Genomic DNA, 25,814 nt, shown 5'->3' with positions numbered 1-25,814 from the left:
GAATGCATGATGTGGATAGATTGCTCCAGGATGCATGGGGCTTTGGACAACGACTTCATGGCGCTTGACGACCCTTGGGTCGGTGAATTTTTACAGCCCTAACAGCACAGGAATGCACGATGTTGATAGATTTTTCCAAGATGCATGGCTTGGGCAACGACTTCATGGTGGTGGATGGCGTCACCCAGAAGGTATTTTTCAGCAATGACGTCATCAAGAAGCTGGCAGATCGCCACTTCGGGATCGGTTTTGACCAGCTGCTGCTGGTGGAGCCGCCCTATGACCCTGAACTCGACTTTCACTATCGCATTTTCAATGCCGATGGCAGCGAGGTGGAGCAGTGCGGCAACGGCGCCCGCTGTTTTGCCCGTTTCGTGCGCCTCAAGGGGTTGATCAACCGGGATCGCATCGCGGTCAGCACCGCCCGGGGTCGCATCGTGTTGCAACTGGAGGGGGAGAATCAGGTCACGGTCAATATGGGGGTTCCCCAGTTTGAGCCGGGCAAGATCCCGTTCCGGGCCCAGAAGGCAGAGAAAACCTATCTGTTGCGGGCACAAGAGCACACCGTGATGTGTGGCGTGGTCTCCATGGGTAATCCCCACTGCGTCATCGAGGTGCCTTCGGTCGCCGATGCGCCGGTCGAGACGCTGGGTGCCATTATGGAGCGCAACGAGCGCTTTCCCGAGCGGGTCAACGTCGGTTTCATGGAGATGGTCAACGCCACCGAGATCAAGCTGCGAGTATTCGAGCGGGGCTGTGGCGAGACCCTGGCTTGTGGCACCGGCGCCTGTGCGGCTGCGGTGATTGGCATCAGTCAGGGCAAGCTCAAGGAGCGGGTCACCGTCAGCCTGCCGGGCGGCCAGCTGACCATCGCCTGGAAGGGGCCGGGTCAGCCAGTCTATATGACGGGCCCCGCCGAGCATGTGTTTGACGGCCAGATAGAGGTTTAGCCGGATAAAGGTTCAGGTATGGGGGGCGCAGGCCCCCTTTACCCATGATGTCGGGGCTGCGAGCCCCATTTCTCTGATGGATCAATCAATTTATGAGCGAACTCAAACGGCAGGAGCAAACGGTGGATGAAGCCACTGTGCTGGAGTACCTGGCCCGTTATCCCGAGTTTTTCCAACGCCATGCCGCCGTGCTGGACCGGATCCGCATTCCCCATGAACGCAAAGGGTCGGTCTCGTTGGTAGAGCGCCAGCTGGAGCGTCAGCGTGAGCGGATCGAACAGCTGGAGCAGGAGATCACCGAGTTGATGGGGATCGCCAGCGAGAATGAGCGGATCTTCCGGGTCTATGCCGACCTCTACGGCGAGCTGTACGGTTGCCAGACCCTGTTCGAGGTGAGTGCCGTGATGGGCAAAGCCTTTGTCCAGCGGCTGCGCCTGACCGGGCTGCGGCTCTGGCTCAATCCCAAGAAGTTTGCCCTGAGCGGGCCCGAGCAGCGCTTTCTGGCGCAGGGCAAGCAGCTGGAATCCCTGCTGGGTCAGCGTCTGCCGGGGCAGGATTATTACTTTGGTCGCCTGAACCAGAGCGAGAAGCAGGCGCTGTTTGGCCACGATGTGCTGGTCAACTCGGTCGCCCTGATGCGGATCGGCGATCTCGGTGTGCTGGCCTTTGCCAGCTCGGATCCCAGCCACTTCTCCCCCCACAACGACACCCTGTTGCTGGGCCAACTGGGGCGCTTGCTGCAACTGCGTCTGCCCGAGCTGACTCATGGCTAGGGCGCCCGCCAAGGCTCCCGTCGTCGCGCCGCCACTGCCCGCTGCACTGGCAGATGAGCTGGCGGCTTTTATCGAATACCTGAGGGTCGAGCGTCAGCTCAGCCCTCATACCCGCAATAACTATCAAGCCCATCTGGAGGCGATGACCGCCGAGCTGGTGGCCTTGGGTCTGGCTGACTGGGGCCAGCTCGAGGCGAGCCAGGTGCGCACTCTGGTGACCCGGATGCACAAAGGGGGACTGGCGCCCCGATCGTTGGCCACCAAGGTCTCTGCGCTGCGCAGCTTCTGCGACTGGCAGGTACGGCAAGGGCGGTTGACCGCCAATCCGGCCCGCGGCATTGTCACCCCCAAACAGGGGCGGCCGCTGCCGAAAAACCTCGATGTGGACGAGATGTACCAACTGCTCAACATCACCGACGAGCAGGATCCACTGGCGGTGCGGGATCGCGCCATCATGGAGCTGATGTATTCGTCGGGACTGCGTCTCGCCGAGTTGGTGGGGATCAATCTGGTGGACCTGAAGCTGGACGATCGCCAGCTCAAGGTGACCGGCAAGGGCTCGCGGGAGCGGGTGTTGCCCATCGGCCGGATGGCGGTCGAGTGGCTGCAGAAGTGGCTCAAGGTACGCCCGCTGCTGGCCGGGGACGAGAGTGAAGCGCTGTTTGTCTCCAGTCGCAAGCAGCGGCTGTCGGCCCGCTCGGTGCAGGCTCGCCTCGATGGTTGGGGCAACAAGCAGGCGCTCAATGCCCATGTCCATCCCCACAAGCTGCGCCACAGCTTTGCTACCCACATGCTGGAGTCCTCCGGCGATCTGCGGGCGGTGCAGGAGCTGCTGGGCCATGCCGACCTTTCAACTACCCAGATCTACACCCACCTCGACTTCCAGCATCTGGCCAAGGTCTACGACAGCGCTCACCCGAGGGCCAAGCGTGACCCGGATGAGCCGGAAGATGAATAACGGGCCCTGAGCCCCCGTTGCAGAGGAGAGTCCATGCACTTCTATCGCCGCTGGCAGCCGGTTGCTGCCATCTCGTTTGACCTCGATGACACCCTCTATGACAACGGCCCCGCCATTGTGCGCGCCGAGCAGTGGATGCTGAGCCATCTGCGCAGCGAATATCTGGCCACCGCCATGCTCGACAAGCCACGCTGGCTGGCGCTCAAGCACACGGTGCTGAACGGCGCGCCCGAGCTGCGGCACGATGTCAGTCTGGCGCGCCAGCAGACCATCCGCGCCGCCATGGTGGCGGGGGGCATGGCTGACCAGCAGGCCAGCCGCGAGGCGGAGCAGGTGTTTGCCGCTTTCCTGGCGGAGCGCTCGAAGATCGAGGTGAGCGAGTCAACCCATCAGCTGCTGGCGAGGCTGGCCAAACGCTACCCGCTGGTGGTCATTACCAACGGCAATCTGGATCTGGCTCAGGCGGGGCTGGATCGCTACTTCACGCTGGTCTGCAAGGCGGGGATGGGCACCAGAATGAAACCGGCGCCGGATATGTTTGAGCAGGCTCGCAGCGCCCTCAAGTTACCTGCAGAGCGGATCCTCCATGTCGGGGATCATCCCGAGACCGATGTGCTGGGGGCCCGTCTGCACGGCTTTCGCGCCGCCTGGCTCAACGAGCAGCAGCAGCCGTGGCAGCAACTGCAGTTGCTGCCGGATGTGGAGTTAAAAGGGCTGGCGGAGCTGGCCGAGCTGCTGCTCTGATGGCGATGGCGGGTTGCTCGGCTCAGGTGGCAATGGCTACCGGTGCATGGCCATGTTCGGCCACTATTTACGGCAAATAAGCCCGTGCAGGGTGTAGCGATCGCTCTGATTGACGCGGCAGTAGCTGATGCCTCTGGGGAGCGCCTGTTGCAGGGTGATGGCGCTGTTCTGATAGTGACAGACCAGAAAGAGGGGGCGCAGGCTGCTATCCAGCAGACTCCAGTAGTGGACCTCGTCGCTGTCGCCATTGTCCGGTTTGAGTTGGGCTTGCCCGTCAGGATCGCCGTCGAACAGGGCGAGATGATCCAGCGGGTGGCTAAGGGGCTCGCTCTGCTCCCCAATGGTATTGCGGATAACCGTCTGCCACCCCTTCTGCGGGGTCAGCAGTTGTTGGCGATCTTCTATGCTGGGCGGGCAATCAAATTGCAGGCTGGCAGCGAGGGCCAGGGTGGTCAGTAACATGGCTTCTGCTCTCTCTTCATGACACTCGCTCCATGCTACGTCATCTGCCGCCAAACAGCTTCATCAGTTTATCAAGCAGATCAAGCTGTTGTGGTGGCTGTTTCATGGATTCCGCCTCCCGCACCAGCAGCGCCTGCTGCTCTTGCTGACGGTCGCTCAGCACCCGGTAAAGGGGCTCGACCAGCGATTCGCGCTGCATTACCAGCTCCTGAAACATCGCTTGATTGATGCGATAGGTTTCGACGGTTGCCACCGCCCGTACGGTGAATGAGCTGGGCTCGCCAGTCAGCAGGCTCAGTTCGCCAAAGAAGTCCCCTGCGTTCAGGGTGCCAAGTTTCAGCTCCCGCCCCTCCACGTTGACCACCATCTCGGCTTCCCCTTTGACCAGCACGAACAGCCAGCTGGATATATCCCCCTGCTCCAGCATGATGTCGCCGCTGACGAAGGGGGCGAACTTCACCTGATCGGCCAGCTGGATCAGCTCATTCTCCTGCAGCATGGCAAATAGCGGCAGCTTGCGCAGGGTGGTGGTGCGTTCGGCGGTATGGCGCTTGTGGCGTGCATCCTGATGCTGTTTCTCTTTGCTCATGAAGACGTTGAAGATCGGTGGGGTAAGGCGTCTGTCGTTGCGGCGCAGGGCGGCGTCGATGAGGCTGCGCACCATGGAGTCGGTCGGATCGTCGCGGGCCAGATCGGTGAGCCAGTAGCGCACTGCATAGCGGGCGATCCCTCCCTCGACGTTCATCAGCAGGCAGTCCGGCTGCGGATGTTTGGCGACACAGGGGAGCTTGGTCTCCCGCAAGGATTTCTCGATCAGTGCGATGATCTGGGTCGGCAGGGTATCCAGGGTCAGATCGAACCAGACCCAGCGGCGCCACTGAAGCGGTTCGCCACGGCGGCGTCCGAGCACGGTGAAGCGCTGCTTGAGCAGATGGCTGTTGGGGATGACCACAGTCTCCCAGTTTCGGGTCTCGATAGTGGTCGCACGCCAGTTGATCTCGACCACCCGTCCCTGAGTGGTGTCCACTTGCAGCCAGTCTCCGATGGCGATGGAGTTGTCGAGCTGGATCGATACCCCGGCCAGCAGGTTGCCCAGGGTATCCTGCATGGCAAAAGCGATGACGGCGGTGATCACTGCCGAGGTGGTCACTATCTCCCCCAGTGCCATGCCGGAGGCATAGAGGCGAAACAGCCCCCAGCTGATATAGCCGATGGTGATGACGATGTCGGCGATGATCCGCGGGATCCTGACATGGCAGAGGGGGAGCAGAAATTCGAACAGCAGGATCCCCCAGATTTTCACCAGCACCAGACCAGCCAGCAGGGTGGAGATCTCCACCAGCAAATGGTGGGGGAGTGGCAGTTTGAACCAGCCCCCTTCCAGCTGGATCAGCGCGATGACCACGATGCTCATCATCACGAAGCCAAGCTCGGAGAGCAGCTCCCGCCGTTCGCCCGGACGGCGCAAGAAGTGGATCAGCATCAGGGAGAGGGTGAGCAGGGTCCAGAACGGGTGTTCGCCAATCCAGAGCAGCGTCGGTAGTGCAGTGAGATTTTCGCCAGACATAGCAGCACCTTATTGTGGTTTACCTCCAGCATAGCTGCTGCGGTGCGGGGAAATGGTGCGTTGGTGCGGCAAATTATTTATCCTGTGCAGAACCGGGCAAAGGAGCGCGATTAAGTGAAATTATCAAATAAAATCATCTGTTTGATGGCCCTGTTGCCACTGGCCGGTTGCGATCTGCTGGTGGATAGATATCGGGTCGAATTCAGGGATGGATCCTGGCGCGAGATTGCCATTACCCCCTTCTCCAGCGAGGCGCGCTGGCGCGAGGGGTGTGCCACCGGCGAGGTGTTGAGTGACATGAAGGTGCCATTAAAACGGGGCCAGACCGTCAATGGCCGGGAGCAGCTGCTGATCGGTGGCGAGCGGTTCGAGCTTGACGACAACAACCTCTATCGCAGCAACGGCATGGTGTTTGGTCAGTCCCCCGACCATATCCAGCGTGGTCTCAAGGGGATGGAAGTCTGCCGTACCCTGCGCCCCGAACGGGGAAGCACACCCAAGCTCAAGGCGCGGGGTTTTGGCGACTGATCTGTTGGCTTGGGCTAGCTTTTAGCCATCAGCGTACGGCGCTGGCGGCAGGCATCGCCAAAGGCCTGAAAAATCTTGATGGAGTGGGGGTTGCCGTTGGCCTTCCACTCCGGATGCCACTGCACCGCCAGCAGAAAGGGTGACAGAGTGGGGGCATGGATCGCCTCGACCAGCCCATCTTCGGCGTGAGCCAAGGGTTCCAGTCCGTTACCCAACCGGTTGATGCCCTGTCCATGCAGTGAGTTGACCGCAATCCGCGCTTCCCCCATCAGCTCGGCAAACCAGCTGCCCGGCAACAGTTCAATCTGATGGCTCGGACCATACTGATCGTCGACCGGATCGTCAGCATCTTCCCGATGATCGTCATAACCCGGCTCGTTGTAGACCTTCTGGTGGATGTCCCCGCCCAGCGCGACGTTGATCTCCTGCATGCCGCGGCAGATCCCGAGGATTGGCAAGCCCCTGGTGAGCGCACCCTTGATAAGGGGCAGGTCGAACAGGTCGCGATCCCTGTCCTGCTGTTTCTCCGGGGTGAGGTTCTGCTGCCCATAGAGGGCCGGATCTATGTTGGAACCGGCGCCGCTCAGATAGACCCCATCGGCCAGATCCAGATATTGCGCCAGATCCTCGATACCACAACAGGTGGGCACCAGTAGCGGGACGCAGCCACTGATCTCCACCAGCGGCATGATGTATTTGTGGGTCATCACCTGATAGGCGTGGCCGTTGCGGGGCTGGGCTCCCATGGTCATCAGCACGACAGGCTTACGGGTGGCGGGAGGCTGGGGATTTGGCATAGGGCACCTTGATTATCCTTGGCGTTGAATTCTCATCCTGCGCCTTGGGTAGGCCCTTGCAAACCGGCAGGGCAAGGGCATGCCTCAAGGCATGGTCATGGGATCCCGCGTCGGGCAGGGTGGCAGAATCATCGGTCAGCCTGGGCAGCGACAGCCTGGATCCTCTCCTCAGTCTGCCAAGGCCGTTCAATATGTCAAACAAAATGATACAAAGTTGTTAACTGGTTTATTTTAGTTTGCTCTGAAGAGGCGATTTAACGGGATAGATAAAATGGGCCTTCATGACCGGGTCGCCAGAATGGTGGATATATTAAACGCACAAGGAGAGGGGAAGGAGCAAAGGGTTCAATAGAAGCACGCCTCCGCAGGGGGAGGCGTGTGTCGGGGATCACAGCTGATCTTCGATCTCGCCGCGCAGATACTGGTAGATCTCGCGGAAGGCAACGGGCGGTTTGTTCAGCTCCCGCTCCTTGTTGGCATTGCGGATCAACTGGCGCAGTTTCTGGCGGTCCAGCTCGTGGAACTGGGCCATCAGCTCGTTGAGGGCGCCGTCACCCTCGGTGATCAGGCGCTCACGCCACTGCTCCAGCCGATGCAGGCGGGCATTCACGGTGGAGTGACGATTCTTGAAGATCGACAGGGCTTCGACGATCGGCTCCGGGTCGCGGCTGCGCATCAGACGGCCGATGAACTGCAGATGGCGACGGTAGGATTCGTCTTTCTTCGGCTTGAGCTTGCGCCCCAGCTCGATCGCATCAGCCAGCTCTTCGTCCATCGGAACTTTTTCCAGTTCGCTATGGCTCAGATTGACCAGCTCATCACCCATCTTCTGCAGAGCTTCTGCGTCGCGCTTGAGCTGGCTCTTGCTCGGGCCCCAATCTTCCCATTCGTTGTCGTCTTGATATTGACTCATCGGTCTTTTGATTCCTGTCATTCACGTTTGGTGGATATGTTACCAGCTTCTCCCGCTGGGCGCAGGGGTCTGATATGCTTACCCCCTTTCCTTCCTTCATACAGATGTGAGTTATGGATCAGCAAGACCAAATCCGCCAGGATCAAGCCCATCTCGAGGCCGTGGTTGCCGAAGCCCTGGAGATAGCCAAAGGACTGGGCGCCTCGCTGGCCGAAGTCTCCATCAGCAAGCAGACCGGGTTGTCGGTGAATACCCGGGGTTGTGAACTGGAAAGCATTGAATTCAATAAGGATGGGGCGCTCGGCATCGCCGTTTATCGCGATGGTTGCAAGGGATCATCCTCGACCACCGATCTGAGCAAACCTGCCATTCGCGCTGCCGTTGAAGCGGCCATCGAGATTGCCCGCCACACCTCGGCGGACGATTGTGCCGGGCTGGCAGAGGCCGAGCTGCTGGCCTGGGATGCCCCCGATCTGCAACTGTGCCACCAAATCGAACTGGATCCCCAGCGCGGGATTGAGCTGGCCATCGAGTGCGAGCGACTGGCTCTGGGTCGCGATGCCCGTATCAAGCACTCCGACGGTGCCGGTTTCTCCAGCCACCTCGGCATCAAGGTCTATGGCAACAGCCACGGCTTCGTCAAAGGCTACGCGGCCTCGCGCAACTCCCTGAGCTGCGTGCTGATCGGCGAGCAGGATGGCGACATGCAGCGGGATTACGGCTACTCCTCCAGCCGTACCCTCGACGGGCTCTGGAGCCCGCAGCGCATCGCCGACGAGGCGGTGGAGCGTACCGTCTCCCGCCTCGGCGCCCGCAAGATCTCCACTCGCCATGCGCCGGTACTGTTCCACCCTGACACCGCATCCGGTCTGTGGAGCCATCTGGTGATGGCGATCAGCGGTGGCAACCTCTATCGCAAGTCGAGCTTCCTGCTCGACAAATTGGGCAAGCAGATCCTGCCCGAGTGGCTCACCATTCAGGAGTTCCCCCACCTGCTGGGCGGGCTCGCCAGTACCCCGTTCGATGGGGAAGGGGTGCGTACCCGCGACATGGATATCATCCGTAACGGCGAGCTGATGAGCTGGCTGCTCACCTCCTACTCCGCCCGCAAGCTGGGGTTGACCACTACGGGTCATGCCGGTGGCATCCACAACTGGCAGGTCTCCACGACCGGTCAGGATTTTCAGGGCATGCTGAAAGAGATGGGCACCGGTCTGCTGGTGACCGAGCTGATGGGGCAGGGGGTCAATATCGTCAATGGCGACTACTCCCGCGGCGCTGCCGGTTTCTGGGTCGAGAATGGCGAAATAGCCTATCCGGTCGAGGAGATCACCATTGCCGGCAATCTGGCCGAGATGTTCAGCCATATCGTGGCGGTGGGCAGTGACGAGGATGAGCGCTCCAGCCTCAAGACCGGCTCGGTGCTGGTTGAAAATATGAAGCTGGCTGGCCACTGATCCCCCTCCCAACGGAACCGAAACCATGAAAAAGGCCCCCTCGCCAACGCGAGGGGGCCTTTTTATCGGCCTGCGATCAGGAGGCTATCAGCCCTTGATGCGCTCGATGCGGCCACCCAGACCCTGCAGCTTCTGCTCGATGTCTTCGTAGCCACGGTCGATGTGATAGATACGGTCGACGATGGTGGAGCCTTCAGCCACGAAGCCGGCCAGCACCAGACTGGCAGAGGCGCGCAGGTCGGTCGCCATCACCTGGGCACCCTTGAGTTGCTCGGTGTCACGGCAGATGGCTACGTTGCCCTGCAGTTCGATGTCTGCGCCCATCCGTACCAGCTCGGGCACGTGCATGAAGCGGTTCTCGAAGATGGTCTCGGTGACCATGCCGGTGCCTTTGGCGACGGCGTTCAGCACGGTGAACTGTGCCTGCATGTCGGTCGGGAAGGCCGGGTAGGGGGCGGTCTTGATGGTGACCGGCTTGAGGGTGCGACCAGTCATGTCGAGGGTGATCCAGTCTTCACCCTTCTCAATCAGAGCGCCAGCCTCTTCCAGCTTGACCAGTACCGCTTCCAGCAGGGTCGGGTCGGTCTTGCGGCAGGTGATCTTGCCGCCGGTGACCGCGGCACCCACCAGGAAGGTACCGGTTTCGATGCGGTCAGGCTGCACACTGTAGCTGCCGCCGTGCAGACGCTCGACACCGTCGATGGTCAGGGTGTCGGTGCCCGCACCCTGGATCTTGGCGCCCAGGGTATTGAGGAAGTTGGCCAGATCGACCACTTCCGGCTCGCGCGCGGCGTTTTCGATCACGGTGCGGCCATCAGCCAGGGTGGCGGCCATCATCAGGTTTTCGGTACCGGTAACGGAGACCATGTCCATCAGGATGTGGGCGCCTTTCAGGCGGCCATCGACACGGGCCTTGATGTAACCATCTTCGATGGTGATCTTGGCACCCATCAGCTCCAGGCCGTGGACGTGCAGGTTGACCGGACGGGCACCGATGGCACAACCGCCGGGCAGGGAGACGTCAGCAGCGCCGAAACGGGCGGCCAGCGGGCCCAGCGCCAGAATGGAGGCGCGCATGGTCTTCACCAGCTCGTAGGGAGCGACGTGGTTGTTCACGGCACCGGTCAGTACGGTGACGTTGCCGTTGACCTTGGTGGTCGCGCCCAGCATCTCCAGCAGCTTGATGGTGGTGCCCACGTCTTTCAGGCGCGGCACGTTGGAGAGGTGCACCTCTTCATCACACAGCAGGGTCGCGAACAGGATCGGCAGGGCGGCGTTTTTGGCGCCAGAGATGGTCACTTCGCCGTTGAGAGTACAACGACCATCGATTTTGAATTTGTCCATTTTTACTTCGTTACCAAATCAGGAGGGCAATAGGAATTTACGTTCGCGTTTCCACTCGGCGTCGGTGAACGCCTTGATGGAGAGGGCGTGAATGGCGTTGCTGGCGATCTTGTCCATCAGCGGGGCATAGATGGCCTGCTGCTTCTTGACCCGGCTCATGCCGTCAAACATGTCACCGACGGCGATCACTTGGTAGTGACTACCGTCCCCTTTGACATGGACTTCGGACAATGGCAGAGCCTCAAGGAGTATCGCTTCAATTTCAGAGACTTGCATTATGCGTCCTCAGTTGTGAGCGGGGTTGACTGAAACAGCCTGGCCACCCCGTAAAGGTTGGCCAGGGTATAGAAATCACTGGAGGCGCCCACCAGTTGCGGTGTGGCGCCTCGCGCTAATACGGCTTTGGCCCATTTGACCAGCAGTGCCAGTCCGGCGGAGTCGAGGGTGGCAACACCGCCGAGATCGAGCCGATCGTCCTGCCACCACTCGGCACGGCGTAGCCACAGGTCATTGACCTGTGGCGCCTGCAGATCACCGCTCAGGGTCATGGCTTGAGCACCAGCGGCTTGGCATTGTGTTCGCGCAGCTGGGCGATCACTGCATCGATGCCGTTCTGGCGGATCAAACCGCCGAGCTCGCTCTGCTTGGCAGAGAGCAGGCTGATCCCCTCGGCCACCATGTCGAAGGCTTTCCACTCGCCGGTTTTGTTGTTCTTGCGCAGCTTGAACTCGAGGAAAATATCCGGCTTGCCAGCCTCTTTCACACTGACGTTGACGGCGGTGATATTGCTGTCGCCCGGCCCTTTGCCCGGCTCGACCTTGACGGTCTGCTTGTCAAAATGGGCCAACGCGTCGGCGTAGGAGCTCACCATGTACTCGGTAAAGACTTCGACAAAGGCATTGCGTTGCGCCTCTGTGGTCTGCTTGATCTGGTTGCCGAGCACCTTGTAGGCGGCGAAGCGGTTGTCCACGTAGGGCAGCAGCTCTTCGCGGATGATCACCCGCAGGTGATCCGGATTGCTCTTCACCTGGGCCTGGTCGGCCTTCAGGCGAGCAAAAGTCTGCTTGGCAGCCATGTCGACCAGCGCGTTGGGATCGGTCGCATCGACCGCCGCCTGGGCAGACAGGGAAAAGAGCATGCTGGTCATCAGACCCAGCAGCAGGGCGATTTTCTTGAACATGATTACTCCTTCTTGCTGTCTGATTTGCTGTCGGAGGATTGGCTGTAGAGGAACTTGCCAATCAGATCTTCCAGCACGATGGCGGATTTGGTGTCTTCAATCAGGTCGCCATTCTTGAGCATGCCGGTGCCCATCTCCTCATCGCTAAAGCCGGGGGCCAGACCGATGTACTGCTCGCCGAGCAGACCGGAGGTGAGGATGGAGAGGGTGCTGGTATCGGCGAACTCGCCAGCGCTCTTTTGCATCATCAGCGTGACTTCGGGCACCTGGGTTTTCGGGTCCAGTACGATGTCGCTGACCCGACCCACCACCACGCCGCCGACCTTGACCGGTGAACGGACTTTCAGGCCGCCGATATTATCGAAATGCGCGCGCAGGGTATAGGTTTCTCCTTCCGGTTTGAAGCTCAAACCGGCCACTTGCAGTGCCAGTGCCAGAATGGCACCGATGCCAGCCAGCATGAAGGTGCCGACCAGGAATTCTACTTTGCTGAACTTCATCTTTACCTTATCCAAACATGACTGCAGTGAGTATAAAATCCAGGCCGAGCACGGCGAGGGATGAGTGGACCACGGTACGGGTCGTGGCCTGACTGATCCCGGCCGAGGTTGGCTTGGCATCATAGCCGTTAAAGAGCGCAATCCAGGTAACCACCAGGGCGAAGATCAGGCTCTTGATGGCGCCCTGCATGATGTCTTCATGCCAGTCGACAGAGGCCTGCATGGCAGACCAGAAGCCCCCTTCGTCCACGCCGAGCCAATCCACGCCGACCAGCTTGCCGCCGAAGATGCCGATCAGGCTGAACATAAAGGCCAGCAGCGGCATGCTGATGACGCCAGCCCAGAAGCGGGGGGCGACCACCCGGCGCAGCGGGTCGACCGCCATCATCTCGAGGCTCGAAAGCTGCTCGGTGGCCTTCATCAGGCCAATTTCAGCGGTCAGGGCCGAACCGGCACGGCCGGCAAACAGCAGCGCTGTGACCACCGGGCCCAGCTCCCGCAGCAGGGAGAGGGAGACCAGCGGCCCCAGACTCTGCTCGGCGCCGAAATCCTTCAATACGTTGTAACCCTGCAGCGAGAGCACCATACCGATGAACAGGCCGGAGACCAGAATGATGGCTACCGACTGCACGCCCACCACATAGAGCTGCTGGATCAGCAGCGGGAAGTGCTTGCGCGGCTCGGGTTTGCCCGCCAGCGCATGAAACAACATGATGGTGGCGCGGCCGACGGAGCTGATGAACCGCACTCCGACCCGCCCCAGCTTGCTTATTTGACTTATCAACATCAGAGATCCTGTAGCAGATCGCCTGCCGGAAAATGAAACGGAACAGGACCGTCGGGCAATCCCTTGAGGAACTGCTCGACTTCGGGATTGTGCTCCTCGCGCAGTTGCTCCGGCGTGCCATGCGCCACCACCTTGCGATTGGCGATGATGTAGGCGTAATCGGCGATACTCAGCACCTCTTTCACATCGTGGGTGACGATGACGGAGGTGATGCCGAGGGCATCGTTCAGCTCCTTGATCAGCTTGACCAGCACCGCCATGGTGATGGGGTCCTGCCCGACAAATGGCTCGTCATACATGATGAGGTCGGGGTCAAGGGCGATGGCCCGTGCCAACGCCGCCCGGCGCGCCATGCCGCCGGAGAGCTCGGAGGGCATCAGTTTCGCCGCCCCGCGCAAGCCCACTGCCTGCAACTTCATCATGACGATGGTGTGGATCAGCTCCTCCGGCAGGCCGGAGTGCTCCCGCAGCGGGAAGGCCACGTTGTCGTAGACCGTCATGCCGGTGAAGAGGGCGCCGCTCTGGAACAGCATGCTCATCCGCTTGCGCACTTCATAGAGGCGCGAACGGGAAAGGGCGGGGATATCTTCCCCGTCAAACAGGATGTGACCGGACTCCGGCTTGAGCTGGCCACCGATCAGCCGCAGCAGGGTGGTTTTACCGATGCCGCTCGGGCCCATGACAGCGGTCACCTTGCCACGGGGAATGGTCAAGTTGATCCCGTCATACAACAGCCGATCTCCGTGACTGAAGGTCAGATCGGAGATGGTGATCAGGTCATTGTTCAAACAATTGTCCATCCGGTGTAAATGAGGTGCGAATTTTATGGGGTAGTCTAGGTCTAAGCAACAGCAAGGAACAACTATTGAACAGGCTGCCAGCCTATTTGCACGACAGTTTTCTGTAACAAAGTGCGTCATCCGTTTCGGGGTTCACCATCCGATTCGCTTATCCGGACAGACTTTTTTATAATCCCGCAGCTAATTTCGGCCCGGAGCTGTGTCTTTATGTCTGTAAAGCCTGAGAAAGTGTCTGAACTGTTCGATTTTCGTCGCAGTGCCCGCGCGGTGCTGGACACAGAAAAGCAAGCCATTGATGGACTCTATCAGTATCTGAACGACGCCTTCGACAGGGCGTGTGAGATGGTGCTGCGCTGCGGTGGCAAGATTGTGGTTACAGGGATGGGCAAGTCGGGCCATATCGGCAGCAAGATTGCCGCGACCCTCGCCAGCACTGGTACCCCGGCCTTCTTCCTCCACCCCGGGGAAGCGAGTCATGGCGATCTGGGGATGGTTTCCAGCGGCGACCTCATTATCGCCATCTCCAACTCCGGCGAGAGTGACGAGATCCTCGCCCTGCTGCCGGTGCTCAAGCGCCGCGGCATTCCGCTGATCTGCATGACCGGCAATCCGGCTTCCACCATGGCCAAAGAGGCCAACGTGCACCTGTGCATCAAGGTAGAGAAAGAGGCCTGCCCGCTGGGTCTGGCGCCTACCTCCAGTACCACGGCAACCCTGGTGATGGGCGATGCTCTGGCGGTCGCCTTGCTGGAGGCGCGTGGCTTCACTGCCGACGATTTCGCGCTCTCTCATCCGGGCGGGTCGTTGGGCAAGCGTCTGCTGCTGCGGGTCGGCGACCTGATGCACCGCGGCGAGTTGTTGCCCCGGGTAGGGATCGATGCCACCATCAGCGAAGCACTGCTGGAAGTGAGCCGTAAAGGGCTCGGCATGACAGCCGTGGTGGACCAGCATGGCCTGCTGGCCGGGCTGTTTACCGATGGCGACCTGCGCCGCATTCTTGACCAGCAGATCGATATTCATCACACCCCCATCAGCCGCGTGATGACAGCCAACTGTGTTACCGTAGGTCCAGAGATGATGGCTGCAGAAGCCGTCAAGCTGATGGAAACGAGAAAAATCAACGGATTACTGGTGGTGGATGGTGACAAGCGCCCGCTCGGCGCGTTCAACATGCATGACCTGCTGAAAGCCGGAGTAATTTGATGCAAAACGTACCGACCCTCTATGGTCCGGTGACGCGCAGCCAGTACGACAAGGCGGCGCAAATCCGCCTGCTGGTGTGCGATGTGGACGGGGTGCTCTCCAATGGCCTCATCTACATGGGAAACAACGGCGAAGAGCTGAAAACCTTCTGTACCCGCGATGGTGCGGGCATGCGGGCGCTACTCAATGCCGGGATCGAGATCGCCATCATCACCGGGCGCAACTCCCGCATCGTCAGCGATCGGATGAAAAGTCTGGGTGTGGCCCATGTGGTGCAGGGGGCAGATAAAAAGCTGCCTCACTTCGAAGCGCTGCTGGCCAAATTGGGGCTGACCCCGGAACAGGCCGCCTATATGGGGGATGACACCATCGATCTGCCGGTGATAGCCGCCTGTGGCCTTGGCATCGCGGTGGCCGACGCCCATCCGCTGGTGCTGAGCCGTGCCGACCTGATCACTCGTCTGGGTGGCGGTATGGGGGCGGTACGCGAGGTGTGCGATCTGATCCTGCAGGCGCAGGGCCATGACGATTACCAGCCCGAGGCATCGGTATGAGCAGACAAACCCTGTTGTTTGCCTTGCTGCTGCTGGTCGCACTGGTTGCCTGGCAGCTTGGCAAGGTGGAGTTGGTACCGGAAACCGCTGTCAAAACCGAACACTATCAGCCGGATTTTGTCGCCAGAGATCTGGTGACCACCCGTTTTGATGTCAACGGCAAGCGTACCGAGCGGCTGGAGTCGACTTATGCCGAGTATTACCAGACTCTCGAACAGGCGACTTTCGACAAACCGGTGGTCTACATGTTTGATGAGCAGGGCGATGCCGAGTGGAAGGTGACTGCCGAAAGCGGTGTGCTCAACACGGATGACAACGTGATCCTGCGGGACAAGGTGCATCTGGATGGTCTGCTGCCAACCTCTTTCATCTCCACGCTGGATACGCCCTATCTGGAGCTGGATCTGGTGACGCAGGATGTGCGCAGCAACCGGGAAGTGAACATTCTGGGTCGTGATTTCCAGACCCAAGGGGTTGGCCTCAAGGGCCATCTGGATCGCAAATATTTTGAGTTACTGGATCAAGGCCATGCCATCTATTTCAATGAAAAACGCTAATCTGGCCCTCGCAGCCCTGTTGTTGTGTGGGGCGGTGACCGCCAAAGAGTCCGACTTTGCCGAGAAGGTCTACGTCGATGCCGCCAAACAGGTGGCCGAGATGCAGGACAACCGCATCACCTTTGAGCAGGATGTCATCATCACTCAGGGCACCATCAAGATCCACGCCGACAAGGTGGTGGTGACCCGTTCCGGCGAGAAAGGGGCCGAGGTGATGACCGCCTATGGCAAGCCTGCCACCTTCTTCCAGATCCTGGACAACGGCAAGCCGGTCAATGCCCACGGCAACACCATCCGCTACGAACTGAAGAACCGGCTGGTGATCATCACCGGCAACGGTCAGCTCAAGCAGGAAGATAGCGTCGTTAAAGGTGATCTGATTCGCTACGACATCAACAAGCAGAAGATGATTGCTGAAAGCAAAGATGGGAAGCAGCAAGTCAGGACTGAATTCCTGCCCGCTCAGGTCGAGAATTTCGACAAGCCCGCCGACCAGAAGCAGCAGGGAAAATAAGCCATGGCAGTGTTAAAAGCAGTGGGCCTGCAGAAGAGCTACAAGCGCCGTATGGTGGTGAGTGACGTCAGCCTGGAGGTCGGCACCGGCCAGATTGTCGGCCTGCTCGGCCCCAACGGGGCGGGCAAGACCACCTCCTTCTACATGATTGTGGGACTGGTACAGCGCGATGCCGGTCTCATCACCATCGACGATCAGGATATCAGCCTGCAGCCCATGCATGTGCGGGCTCGCAACGGTATCGGTTACTTGCCGCAGGAAGCCTCCATCTTCCGTCGTCTGTCGGTGTTCGACAACCTGATGGGAGTGATGCAGACCCGCAAGGGGTTGAGCCGCGAGGAGCGTGAGGACAAGGTTCAGCAACTGCTGGAAGAGTTCAACATCACCCACATTCGCGACAACCTGGGCCAGAGCCTCTCCGGCGGTGAGCGCCGTCGGGTCGAGATCGCCCGCGCGCTGGCGGCCGAGCCGCGTTTTATCCTGCTGGATGAACCTTTTGCAGGGGTTGACCCGATTTCTGTGATAGACATCAAGAAGATCATCCAGCATCTGAAAGATAGAGGCCTTGGCGTCTTGATTACCGACCACAACGTCAGAGAGACTCTGGACGTATGTGAGAAGGCCTATATCGTCAGTCACGGCAAGATGATTGCCGAAGGTGCTCCGGCTGACATCCTCGCCGATGAACAGGTCAAGCGCGTCTATTTGGGCGATCAATTCAGTCTATAGTAAGGGGGCATGTCTTCATTTCCTTTGACGAGTGCCTCGCTGAACATAAGGATATCCCGACGTAGATGAAGCCGACATTACAGTTGCGTCTCGGTCAGTCCCTGACCATGACGCCGCAATTACAACAAGCGATTCGTCTGCTCCAGCTCTCCACTCTGGAACTTCAGCAGGAAATTCAGCAAGCGCTCGAAAACAACCCTCTGCTGGAGCAGGAGGAGAGCGATGCGCAGGAGACCAGCCCGGAAGAGCCGGTCGATGCCAGTCAGATCGACTCCAGCGATGCCATGGCTCAGGAGCAGATGCCGGACGAATTGCCGGTGGATACCACTTGGGACGAGGTCTACTCTGCCGGTACCGCCCAGAGCGCAGGCCCCATCCACGATGGGGAAGATAGCGTCTATCAGGGGGAAACCACCGAAAACCTGCAGGATTATCTGTTCTGGCAGATGCGGCTCACCCCCTTCAGCGATGTGGATGCCGCCATCGCGCTCGCCATCATCGATGCCATCGACGAGTCCGGCTACCTGACTGTTGCGCTGGAAGATATCCAGCAGGCGGTGAGCAGCGATGAGCTGGAGGTTGAACTCGACGAGATTGAGGCCGTGCTCAAGCGGGTGCAGCACTTCGATCCGGTTGGCATCGCAGCTCGGTCGGTGCAGGAGTGTCTGCTGATCCAGCTGGAGCAGTACGACCCGCAGACCCCTTGGCTCAACGAGGCCAAGGAGGTGATCCTCGAGCACATGGAGCTGCTCGGCAATCGCGATTACCGCACCCTGGCTCGCAAAACCAAACTCAAGGAGAGCGACCTCAAGGAGGTGCTGGATCTGATCCAGTTGCTGGAGCCGCGTCCGGGTAACGGCATCATCCAGAGCGACTCCCAGTATGTGATCCCCGACGTCTCCGTGGTAAAGAAGGGCAACAAATGGGTTGTTGAGCTTAATCCCGACTCCGCTCCCCGCATCCGGGTCAACGAGGCCTATGCCGCCATGGCCCGCAACGCCCGCAGCAGCACCGACACCCAGTTTATCCGCTCCCATTTGCAGGAAGCCAAGTGGTTCATCAAGAGCCTGGAGAGTCGCAACGATACCCTGCTGAAAGTGGCCAGCTGCATTGTCGAGCAGCAACAGGGCTTTTTCGAGTATGGTGAAGAGGCGATGAAGCCCATGGTGCTCAATGACATCGCCGAAGCGGTGGAGATGCATGAATCGACCATTTCCCGGGTCACTACCCAGAAATATATGCATACCCCCCGTGGCATTTTCGAACTGAAGTTTTTTTTCTCCAGCCATGTGAACACCGAAGGAGGAGGAGAGTGCTCATCGACCGCAATCCGCGCGCTCATCAAAAAGCTGGTCACGGCAGAGAATCCTGCCAAGCCGTTAAGTGATAGCAAGATCGCGGATTTGCTGGCCGAACAGGGTATTATGGTGGCGAGACGCACGATCGCTAAGTATCGCGAATCCTTGTTTATCCCACCTTCCAATCAGCGCAAACGCCTGGTTTAGGCAAAACAAAAGGATGATGTTATGCAAATTAACCTGACCGGACACCATGTCGAGATCACCGAAGCTCTGCGTGACTATGTGAATAACAAATTTGCCAAACTCGAGCGTCACTTTGACCACATCAACAATGTGCATGTGGTGCTTAGCGTGGAAAAACTGAACCAGATAGCGGAAGCCAAACTGCATGTCAGTGGTGGTGAAGTGTTCGCCAACTCTGAGCATGCTGATATGTATGCTGCGATAGACATCTTGCTCGACAAGCTGGACAGGCAGATCATCAAGCACAAAGATAAATTAAATAAAAAATAACTATGCAACTTGAACACATATTGAGTCGGGACTGCACCAAGAGTGCAGTCCCTTGTACCAGCAAGAAACGCGCCCTCGAAATCATCAGCGAGTTGGCAGCCGAACGCCTTGGCACCTCCCGTCAGGCGCTGTTTGAATGCTTGCTGGCCCGCGAAAAAATGGGCAGTACCGGGATCGGTGCCGGTATTGCGATCCCTCACGGTCGCATTGGAGATGAATTTGCACCAACCGCGATTCTGATGACCTTTGCTGATCCCATTCCTTTTGATGCCATTGACAATCAACCGGTTGACCTGCTGTTTGCCTTGCTGGTACCGGAAAGCGAGTGCAAGCAGCATCTCAAGACCCTCTCCCTGATGGCTTCCAAGCTGGGCGACAAAGCGGTCTGCCGCCAGTTGCGTCAGGCAACCAGCGATGAAGAGCTCTATCAGATCATGACCTCGGCCTGACATTCAGGCTGACGTTGACACACCCGTTTTGGCGTGAGGGAACAAGATGCAGTTAATCGTGGTAAGTGGACGTTCGGGCTCCGGTAAAACGGTAGCCCTGCGAGTGCTGGAGGATCTGGGTTACTACTGTGTGGATAACCTGCCGGTCAACCTGCTGCCCCAGCTGATTGTCTCGGTCGAGAGCCAGTACGACAAACTGGCGGTCAGCATCGATGTGCGCAACCTGCCGAGCGATCCGGAGAAACTGGAAAATCTGCTGGCTCAGGTGCGCAATGAGGGGCGGGTGGAGTTCTCCAGTTTCTTCTTCGATGCCGATAATGGCACCTTGCTCAAGCGTTATGGTGAGAGCCGCCGCTTGCACCCCCTGTCACGCAACAAGCTGTCGCTGGATGAGGCCATTCGGGAGGAGACCCACCTGTTGGCGCCCATCTCCTCGACGGCTGACCTGCGCATCGATACCACCACCCTCAGCATTCACGAGCTGAGCGAGCTCATCAAGACCCGGGTGCTCGGCAAGAAAGAGAACGAGTTGGTTCTGGTGTTTGAGTCGTTTGGTTTCAAATACGGCATACCCAAGGATGCCGACTTCGTGTTCGATGCCCGCTTCCTGCCAAACCCGCACTGGATCCCGGAACTCAAGCCCTTCACCGGCAAGGATGAGCCGGTCGCCAACTATCTCTCGGCGCAGGCTGATGTGATGCTGTTTACCCAGCAGATTGAAAACATGCTGGCGACCTGGTTACCCCATCTGGAGCGCAACAATCGCAGCTACCTCACGGTGGGCATCGGTTGCACCGGTGGTCAGCACCGCTCGGTATTTATCGCAGAGCGGTTGGCAAGTGCCTTCCGTTTGCTTGGCAAGAACGTGCAGATCCGCCACCGCACTCTCGACAAGAGTGCCCCCCAATCCTGACGGACCAATAGGACGACCCGATGACTGTTTCCGCCTCGGTTGAAGTGAAAAACAAGCTTGGCATTCATGCCAGACCGGCCATGATGCTGTTCGAGCTGGTGCAGGGTTTCGATGCCCACGTCCTGCTACGCAATGAGGATGGTGTGGAGGCCGATGCAGACAGTATCATCGGCCTGCTGATGCTCGATTCCGCGCAAGGGCGGCAGGTGGAAGTTCAGGTTGAGGGCCCCGAAGAGGTGGAGGCCCTGGCTGCCGTGGTGGAGCTGTTCACCTCCGGCTTCAACGAGGAGTAGTCACTCCTCGTTCGATGTTATGAACCGGTACGCGCCAGCGCTTTGAAGCTTGCAAAATCCCGACAAGCCAGCAGATTCCTGCTGGCTCTTTCGTTCATCAGCGCCAGAAACAGGTCGTAGAGCCCCATCGCCTCCTCGTAGTCCGCCTTGCTGATGGCCAGCACGAAGATGAGCGTCGCGCTTTCCCCGTTGCCCCAGTCGATCCCCTGCGGTGCCAGCACGGTGTAAACCAGAGTGCGGCGCGCCAGCAGACCGAGGGAGTGGGGCAGGGCGATCCCTTCTCCCAACATGGTGGAGACGATCCGCTCCCGCTCCTGCAGTGAGGCTCTGAAGCCGCTCTCCACCAGATCTTCCGCCTCCAGCTGATCACAGATACGGGCAAACAGTTCGGCCTGGGTGAGGGGCTCTTTGACCACCATGAAGTGGTCGGCATCGAAATATTTGTCGAGCATGTAGGGGCGGGTGCGGTCGATCAGCACCAGCTTGCCGAGCAGCTCCAGCTGGTACAGGGTCGGGAAGGGGGCAACGAGTACCACGGGAGCGTTTTTTTCGTTCACCTTGACGGTACTGATGACAAAGTCCTGTGTGATCTGCGCCAGCCCCTCGTAATCCCGAACCGATTCCAGCGTGGTCAGCTGTAACTGGGGATACTCCCGCTTGATGCGTGCTTCCAGTATTCGGAAGGTGGCGTTGCCCGCATCGCAAAGCAATAGCGCCTGTGGGCGGCGGGTATAGCCGATGTCGTAATGGCGCTCCAGCCCGACACCGATATGGATCACCAGATAGCCGATCTCGTGGTGGGTCAGTCGGTATGGGGTCTGCTTTATCCACTCCGAAATCGCCGCAAGCGTGATGTCGTAGGCGAGGGGGTAGTACTGCTTTATGTGATCAGCCAGCGGGTTGTGGTTGCCGATCTGGTATTTTACCCGCAGCAGCATGGCGCTGATGTGGGTTTGCAGGTCGGCTCGCAGCTGTTGGTCGCCTCGCAGGTCATAGGGGTAGTGCTGATGAATGTAGGCCAGCAGATGTTCCACCAGCTGCTCGCTTTCGGCGGCCATCGCCGGGCTGAGCTGGGGAGTATCGGCAATCAGGCGCGCCTGGATCTGGATGGCGAGACCGGCGATCTCGTCGTCTACGGGGGGCGTCAGGGTTGGCAGCACCTCGTAAATATCGCGAGCCACTGCCAGCAGCGGAGTGGTCAGATCCTCGCTGGCAAACTGGCGCAACTCGTGGCCGAATGCCTGGCGCAGCAGGGCAACGGCGCAGTAGATCGCGAGCTGCTGCAGGCTCTCGTCGGCAAGACGCAACTGATGGCGGGCAAGCTGGGCATGGATGTGATTGCCCACCACCTCCATCGTCTTGCTCGGGCAAAGGTTGGGCAGTAGGGTTTGCAACTGGTTGTTGTGCAACAACTCCTGATAGAGCAATTGGGTCAGACAGGCACGGATCGCCGTCTCGTCTCCCTGAATGCGCATCCCCAGGCGGGGTTTGCTCTCGATGCTGAGCCTGAAGCTGCTGAGCTGCTCACGGACTTCCGCCATATCCCCCTGCAGTGCTGCCCGGCTCAGGTACCAGGTATCAGCCAGCTCATCGAGCTTGATCCCCTGCTCTGCCGTCAACAGCAGGATCTGCAGGTGCAGCACCCGCTCCCGGCTGGTGCGTGGCAGGCCGCTATCCTGACCCTGGGCCGCCAGCAGAGCCTCGAACAGTCCCTGATTGTAGATTTTCAGCTGGTAGCCGCTGCCACGTTGATGGATCAAGTGGGCACCATGAGTGGCAATCAGTTCGTTGAGGGTCGCCACATCGGTGCGCACTGTGCGGGTGGAGACATTGAGGCGGCGAGCCAGCTCCTCCTGTGGCAGTGGTTCGGCATGAAGTTGGGTCAGCAGTTGATGGAGCCTGGGGTGTGGCAGCTTGATCATGGGGGGATGCAAGACTCTTGTCGGGAAATGAGGGATCAATGTTAACTACTGGATTATTAACAAACCAGGCACTGACTGGTCTATCAGTCAGTGCCTGCTTGCATGTCAGTCTTTACCTACTTAGTCGGCTAACAGTTGCTTCACTATAGCCAGAAGGGTTCGAATATCCTCTGGCCGAGTCTGGCCGCTGGTACCATCGATAATAGAGCTGTAGACGTGGGGGATCACCTTCTCAACCCCTGCATCCAGCGCGATCTGCACTATCTCCTCGAAGTTTTCCAGATCGATGCCGCCGGTGGGCTCCAGCCAGAAGTTGTTGCGGGCACAAGCCTCGGCCACTGCCTGATACTCGTCGCGGCAGGCCAGCCCACCCATGGGGAAGAACTTGACCGAGCTGCCGCCCATGTCCTTGAGCAGGGCAATGGCGGTATCGATGGGCACGATGCCATCCGGCTGCCCGGCGCTGAGTGGACCGGTGGAGATCTTTACCATGCCCGGCGTACCGGTAGGGGAGATCAGCCCATTCACCAGCGTTTGTGATTGGCCGAGCAGCGCCCGGCTGGCGCCGACACCGGTGAACACCTGATTGACGTGCTGGGGCTGCAGCTGGCGAGCCAGCTCGGCCACCATGGCGGACTGGCGGGGATCGCCGGCCCCCAGCCCAATTGAGAGAGCGTTGTCGATAAGGGCGGCGTACTCCTTCATATCGGCGACCGCAGCGGGGATGTCCGGGTAGTTTTTGGAGAGCACACCGACCAGCACATGGCCTTCGGCTGCGTCGTACACCGCGACGGCATTCTCTTTGGAACCTGCCAGCACGTTGAGGCAGACGCGATCACGGTAGTAGTTGGGAGTAAGGGACATCAGCGATTCTCCTGTACGAGGTTGGCAATGGCGGTATGAATCTGGTCGAGCTGGGGGATGGTGACACTGCGCACATCGATCTCGATGTGCCCCTCGTTGGCCTTGTAGCCACGGCAGTAGATTGCAGGCGTGCCCTGTTGCAGACGGGTGACGACCTGCACTGTAGTCATGCCGATCTGCTGGTGGTCGAAGGAGATATCGGTGCGGGCAATGTCCCGTCCCGCGCTGTCCCACACCACCTTGGCGGTGACACCGGGCAGCTGGTTGAGGCGCTCGATGAAGGGAGTCATCTTGGCGACCATGGCGGTGCCGCTCTCTTTCTCTTTGGCCAGATAGCGCTCGATAGCGTGGGTCAGGCCGAGGATCCCCTCCTTGCCCACCTTCATGGCACGGCCGATTCCGTTGGCTTGCTGCTTCACCCACTCCACGTATTGACGCTTGCCGAGCACCAGCCCGCTGGTGGGCCCTTCGATGGCCTTGGCGCCGCTGTAGATAACCAGATCCGCACCCAGGTTGTAATAGAGTCGCAGATCCTCTTCGGCGGCCGCATCAACGATCAGCGGCAGGTTGCGCTTTCGGGCCACCTCGGCGGCCTCGGCTACCGACAGAATGCTCTTCTGCACGCAGTGGTGGGATTTGATGTAGAGGATGGCAGCAGTGTTGGAATTGATGGCAGCAGCCAGCTGGGCGGGAGAGCACTCGTTGGCGTAACCGGCTTCCACTACCTTGCCGCCACCCAGATTGACCATGGTGCCGACGGGGGCGCCAAAGTTAACGTTATGCCCCTTGGGCAGCACGATTTCACTCGGCACGTCATGGGAATGGGCATGCAGTTGCTCAAGGCGGTAAGGATCGCCGCGCACTATCATGGCGGCCACCGACTGGGCGATGCCGGCGCTGGCGCAGGAGACCACCACCGCATCTTCCACATCCAGCAAGCCAGCCAGATAGGCGCCGGTCTTGTTGACCAGATCCTTGACCTCGAAGTAGTGGCCGAGGCCGAAGTTGACCGCGTCGACCACTTCCTGCTCGGGGGTGGAGACGCCGAGAATGGTCATGCGCCCGGAGGCGTTGATCACCGGTTTGAGCTGATATTTCTCATAAATAGAAGGCATGGTGTGATTTCCCATAGTGAGTCAGAACCAGTTCCCCACCGACCAGGGTGGCGAGAGGTAGCAGTTGTTGGTCACCGCCGCGGGACTGGGCTTCGGTATCCATAAACAGGGTCGGGCCGCTGGCGACCTCGAACAGGGTCAGATCGGCATCGGCGGCCACCTCAAGCCGCCCCTTGCCGGACAGGCGCAGGGCATCTGCTGCCTGATGGGTGACACAGGCGAGCACCTGCTCCAGGGTCATGCCGATGGCGAGAAACTTCGACATCACATGAGCCAGACTGTAGACCGGCCCCTTGATGCGGTTTTTGCAGTAGATATCGGAGCTGATGGTGTGGGGCAGGATCCCCTGACCAATGGCCAGCTCCGCCACTTCAAAGCTGAAGCTGGCACCACCGTGGCCAATATCGAGCAACATCCCCCGCTGCATCGCGTCACGCACCGCTTGGCGCAACTCGCCAGCCGGGGTCAGAATGCGGTTGGGCTTACCGTTGAAGCAGTGGGTCAGCAGGTCGCCATCTCCCAGCAGGGTCACGATTTCGTCCAGATCCGGCGGTGTGTTGCCCACGTGTACCATCAGCGGTAGCTGGCCGTGGGCCTGTTGCAGCGCCTTGGCCATGCGCAGCGGTTGCAGGCCGTTTTCACCCACCACACTACCGCTCATGCGCGCTTTGATGCCGACGATAAACTCGGGGTGGCGACGAATAGCTGCCGAGGCGAGATCCATATCCAGATCCCGGCTATCGGCCAGTTCGTTCTGGCGCAGCAGGCCGATGCGGGAGAGGTTGAGCAGGGCGTGCACCCGAGTCTTGCAGCCAGCGGCGATCCGCTGGAAGTCATCCACGTCATCTGCTCCCGTGCTACCCGCGTCGATGACGGTGGTGACACCGGACCCTACGCCCACCTTGTCTGGCTCATCTTGATAGATGGGGGAGGCGGGGTAGCAGTGGGTGTGGCCATCGATCCAGCCAGCGCTGACGTGGATCCTGCCGGCGAGATCCAGGATCTGCCGCGCCGTTGCCGTCTCCGGCAGGGAGCCGATGGCGGCGATTTTGCCCTCCCTGATGGCGATATCGACGAGCTGGCCATCTCCCTGGCGCCCCGCTTTGATGATGATGTCGTACATGCTG

General features: G+C 59.6%; 31 protein-coding genes. 16 read left to right on the top strand and 15 right to left on the bottom strand.

Going from position 1 to position 25,814, the window contains the following annotated elements:
- Nucleotides 1-119 precede the first annotated feature (119 nt).
- The 4 genes from dapF to LD28_RS0117600 all read left to right on the top strand — a co-directional run bounded on the left by dapF (nt 120) and on the right by LD28_RS0117600 (nt 3,425).
- Nucleotides 120-950: a diaminopimelate epimerase gene (gene dapF, locus LD28_RS0117615; RefSeq protein WP_033138219.1), complete on the top strand. Its 831-nt coding sequence runs from the start codon at nt 120-122 to the stop codon at nt 948-950.
- Nucleotides 951-1,042: 92 nt separating this feature from the next.
- Nucleotides 1,043-1,723: a DUF484 family protein gene (locus LD28_RS0117610; RefSeq protein WP_033138218.1), complete on the top strand. Its 681-nt coding sequence runs from the start codon at nt 1,043-1,045 to the stop codon at nt 1,721-1,723.
- Complete coding sequence (xerC, locus tag LD28_RS0117605) at nt 1,716-2,681, top strand: tyrosine recombinase XerC (protein WP_033138217.1); 966 nt, start codon at nt 1,716-1,718, stop codon at nt 2,679-2,681. Before LD28_RS0117610 ends, xerC begins: the two co-directional genes overlap by 8 nt.
- 33 nt (nt 2,682-2,714) lie before the next feature.
- Entirely contained in the window at nt 2,715-3,425 is a 711-nt protein-coding gene (locus tag LD28_RS0117600) for an HAD-IA family hydrolase (protein WP_033138216.1), read from the top strand.
- A 63-nt stretch (nt 3,426-3,488) separates the two neighbouring features.
- Here the strand turns inward: LD28_RS0117600 and LD28_RS0117595 are convergent, their stop codons facing one another.
- Nucleotides 3,489-3,887, bottom strand: coding sequence for an STY0301 family protein (locus LD28_RS0117595; RefSeq protein ID WP_033138215.1), 399 nt, complete (start codon nt 3,885-3,887; stop codon nt 3,489-3,491).
- A 40-nt stretch (nt 3,888-3,927) separates the two neighbouring features.
- Complete coding sequence (locus LD28_RS0117590; protein ID WP_033138214.1) at nt 3,928-5,454, bottom strand: cyclic nucleotide-binding domain-containing protein; 1,527 nt, start codon at nt 5,452-5,454, stop codon at nt 3,928-3,930.
- A gap of 144 nt (nt 5,455-5,598) precedes the next feature.
- Between LD28_RS0117590 and LD28_RS0117585 the strand changes: the two genes are divergently transcribed.
- On the top strand, nt 5,599-5,982 hold the full coding sequence (locus LD28_RS0117585) for a hypothetical protein (RefSeq protein WP_156120292.1): 384 nt from the start codon (nt 5,599-5,601) through the stop codon (nt 5,980-5,982).
- Between the two features lie 14 nt (nt 5,983-5,996).
- Here the strand turns inward: LD28_RS0117585 and LD28_RS0117580 are convergent, their stop codons facing one another.
- Both LD28_RS0117580 and yjgA read right to left on the bottom strand, forming a co-directional pair.
- On the bottom strand, nt 5,997-6,779 hold the full coding sequence (locus LD28_RS0117580; RefSeq protein WP_033138212.1) for a gamma-glutamyl-gamma-aminobutyrate hydrolase family protein: 783 nt from the start codon (nt 6,777-6,779) through the stop codon (nt 5,997-5,999).
- Between the two features lie 388 nt (nt 6,780-7,167).
- A complete protein-coding gene (yjgA, locus tag LD28_RS0117575) occupies nt 7,168-7,692 on the bottom strand; it encodes a ribosome biogenesis factor YjgA (protein ID WP_050514361.1) in 525 nt (174 codons plus the stop codon).
- 113 nt (nt 7,693-7,805) lie between these two features.
- On the opposite strand from yjgA, the gene pmbA reads away from it, so the two are divergent.
- Nucleotides 7,806-9,149 carry a metalloprotease PmbA gene (pmbA, locus tag LD28_RS0117570; protein ID WP_033138210.1) on the top strand — a complete coding sequence of 448 codons (1,344 nt, stop codon included), beginning with the start codon at nt 7,806-7,808 and terminating at the stop codon, nt 9,147-9,149.
- An 87-nt stretch (nt 9,150-9,236) separates the two neighbouring features.
- Here the strand turns inward: pmbA and murA are convergent, their stop codons facing one another.
- The 7 genes from murA to mlaF are packed head-to-tail and all read right to left on the bottom strand — an operon-like array spanning nt 9,237 to nt 13,760.
- Nucleotides 9,237-10,493 carry a UDP-N-acetylglucosamine 1-carboxyvinyltransferase gene (gene murA / locus LD28_RS0117565; RefSeq protein WP_033138209.1) on the bottom strand — a complete coding sequence of 419 codons (1,257 nt, stop codon included), beginning with the start codon at nt 10,491-10,493 and terminating at the stop codon, nt 9,237-9,239.
- Nucleotides 10,494-10,511: 18 nt separating this feature from the next.
- Complete coding sequence (gene ibaG / locus LD28_RS0117560; RefSeq protein WP_005306001.1) at nt 10,512-10,769, bottom strand: BolA family iron metabolism protein IbaG; 258 nt, start codon at nt 10,767-10,769, stop codon at nt 10,512-10,514.
- Nucleotides 10,769-11,041, bottom strand: coding sequence for an STAS domain-containing protein (locus LD28_RS0117555; RefSeq protein WP_033138208.1), 273 nt, complete (start codon nt 11,039-11,041; stop codon nt 10,769-10,771). Before LD28_RS0117555 ends, ibaG begins: the two co-directional genes overlap by 1 nt.
- Nucleotides 11,038-11,673, bottom strand: a complete 636-nt coding sequence (gene mlaC, locus LD28_RS0117550) for a phospholipid-binding protein MlaC (RefSeq protein ID WP_033138207.1) — start codon at nt 11,671-11,673, stop codon at nt 11,038-11,040. The genes LD28_RS0117555 and mlaC overlap by 4 nt, the downstream gene beginning before the upstream one ends.
- 2 nt (nt 11,674-11,675) lie before the next feature.
- Entirely contained in the window at nt 11,676-12,173 is a 498-nt protein-coding gene (gene mlaD / locus LD28_RS0117545; protein WP_033138206.1) for an outer membrane lipid asymmetry maintenance protein MlaD, read from the bottom strand.
- A 7-nt stretch (nt 12,174-12,180) separates the two neighbouring features.
- Nucleotides 12,181-12,960, bottom strand: coding sequence for a lipid asymmetry maintenance ABC transporter permease subunit MlaE (gene mlaE, locus LD28_RS0117540; protein WP_005355158.1), 780 nt, complete (start codon nt 12,958-12,960; stop codon nt 12,181-12,183).
- Nucleotides 12,960-13,760, bottom strand: coding sequence for a phospholipid ABC transporter ATP-binding protein MlaF (gene mlaF / locus LD28_RS0117535; RefSeq protein WP_033138205.1), 801 nt, complete (start codon nt 13,758-13,760; stop codon nt 12,960-12,962). Before mlaF ends, mlaE begins: the two co-directional genes overlap by 1 nt.
- Before the next feature lie 207 nt (nt 13,761-13,967).
- Between mlaF and LD28_RS0117530 the strand changes: the two genes are divergently transcribed.
- From LD28_RS0117530 to npr, 10 genes are all read left to right on the top strand, one after another.
- Nucleotides 13,968-14,963: a KpsF/GutQ family sugar-phosphate isomerase gene (locus LD28_RS0117530; RefSeq protein ID WP_033138204.1), complete on the top strand. Its 996-nt coding sequence runs from the start codon at nt 13,968-13,970 to the stop codon at nt 14,961-14,963.
- A complete protein-coding gene (kdsC, locus tag LD28_RS0117525) occupies nt 14,963-15,517 on the top strand; it encodes a 3-deoxy-manno-octulosonate-8-phosphatase KdsC (protein WP_033138203.1) in 555 nt (184 codons plus the stop codon). Before LD28_RS0117530 ends, kdsC begins: the two co-directional genes overlap by 1 nt.
- On the top strand, nt 15,514-16,074 hold the full coding sequence (lptC, locus tag LD28_RS0117520) for an LPS export ABC transporter periplasmic protein LptC (RefSeq protein WP_033138202.1): 561 nt from the start codon (nt 15,514-15,516) through the stop codon (nt 16,072-16,074). Before kdsC ends, lptC begins: the two co-directional genes overlap by 4 nt.
- Nucleotides 16,061-16,588 (top strand): lipopolysaccharide transport periplasmic protein LptA, encoded by a 528-nt coding sequence (gene lptA, locus LD28_RS0117515; protein ID WP_033138201.1) that lies wholly within the window; start codon nt 16,061-16,063, stop codon nt 16,586-16,588. Before lptC ends, lptA begins: the two co-directional genes overlap by 14 nt.
- A 3-nt stretch (nt 16,589-16,591) precedes the next feature.
- Complete coding sequence (gene lptB / locus LD28_RS0117510) at nt 16,592-17,317, top strand: LPS export ABC transporter ATP-binding protein (RefSeq protein ID WP_005336333.1); 726 nt, start codon at nt 16,592-16,594, stop codon at nt 17,315-17,317.
- A 65-nt stretch (nt 17,318-17,382) separates the two neighbouring features.
- Nucleotides 17,383-18,822, top strand: coding sequence for an RNA polymerase factor sigma-54 (locus LD28_RS0117505; protein WP_033138200.1), 1,440 nt, complete (start codon nt 17,383-17,385; stop codon nt 18,820-18,822).
- Between the two features lie 21 nt (nt 18,823-18,843).
- Nucleotides 18,844-19,131, top strand: coding sequence for a ribosome hibernation promoting factor (hpf, locus tag LD28_RS0117500; RefSeq protein WP_033138199.1), 288 nt, complete (start codon nt 18,844-18,846; stop codon nt 19,129-19,131).
- Nucleotides 19,132-19,133: 2 nt separating this feature from the next.
- On the top strand, nt 19,134-19,580 hold the full coding sequence (ptsN, locus tag LD28_RS0117495; protein ID WP_033138198.1) for a PTS IIA-like nitrogen regulatory protein PtsN: 447 nt from the start codon (nt 19,134-19,136) through the stop codon (nt 19,578-19,580).
- Nucleotides 19,581-19,626: 46 nt separating this feature from the next.
- Nucleotides 19,627-20,493, top strand: coding sequence for an RNase adapter RapZ (gene rapZ, locus LD28_RS0117490; protein WP_033138197.1), 867 nt, complete (start codon nt 19,627-19,629; stop codon nt 20,491-20,493).
- 20 nt (nt 20,494-20,513) lie between these two features.
- Complete coding sequence (gene npr / locus LD28_RS0117485) at nt 20,514-20,786, top strand: PTS phosphocarrier protein NPr (protein ID WP_005336318.1); 273 nt, start codon at nt 20,514-20,516, stop codon at nt 20,784-20,786.
- Nucleotides 20,787-20,803: 17 nt separating this feature from the next.
- On the opposite strand, the gene LD28_RS0117480 is transcribed toward npr, so the two are convergent.
- From LD28_RS0117480 to LD28_RS0117465, 4 genes are all read right to left on the bottom strand, one after another.
- Nucleotides 20,804-22,708: a BglG family transcription antiterminator gene (locus LD28_RS0117480; RefSeq protein WP_033138196.1), complete on the bottom strand. Its 1,905-nt coding sequence runs from the start codon at nt 22,706-22,708 to the stop codon at nt 20,804-20,806.
- Nucleotides 22,709-22,828: 120 nt separating this feature from the next.
- Nucleotides 22,829-23,572, bottom strand: coding sequence for a 2-dehydro-3-deoxy-phosphogluconate aldolase (gene dagF, locus LD28_RS0117475; protein WP_033138195.1), 744 nt, complete (start codon nt 23,570-23,572; stop codon nt 22,829-22,831).
- Nucleotides 23,572-24,687 (bottom strand): DgaE family pyridoxal phosphate-dependent ammonia lyase, encoded by a 1,116-nt coding sequence (locus LD28_RS0117470; RefSeq protein ID WP_033138194.1) that lies wholly within the window; start codon nt 24,685-24,687, stop codon nt 23,572-23,574. Before LD28_RS0117470 ends, dagF begins: the two co-directional genes overlap by 1 nt.
- Entirely contained in the window at nt 24,671-25,810 is a 1,140-nt protein-coding gene (locus LD28_RS0117465) for an amidohydrolase/deacetylase family metallohydrolase (protein WP_033138193.1), read from the bottom strand. Before LD28_RS0117465 ends, LD28_RS0117470 begins: the two co-directional genes overlap by 17 nt.
- Nucleotides 25,811-25,814: the final 4 nt, after the last annotated feature.

This window comes from Aeromonas finlandensis, assembly GCF_000764645.1.
GTDB classification, from domain to species: Bacteria; Pseudomonadota; Gammaproteobacteria; order Enterobacterales; family Aeromonadaceae; genus Aeromonas; species Aeromonas finlandensis.
Note: the sequence above shows the minus strand (reverse complement) of the source record. Positions and strands in the feature narration are given on the sequence as shown.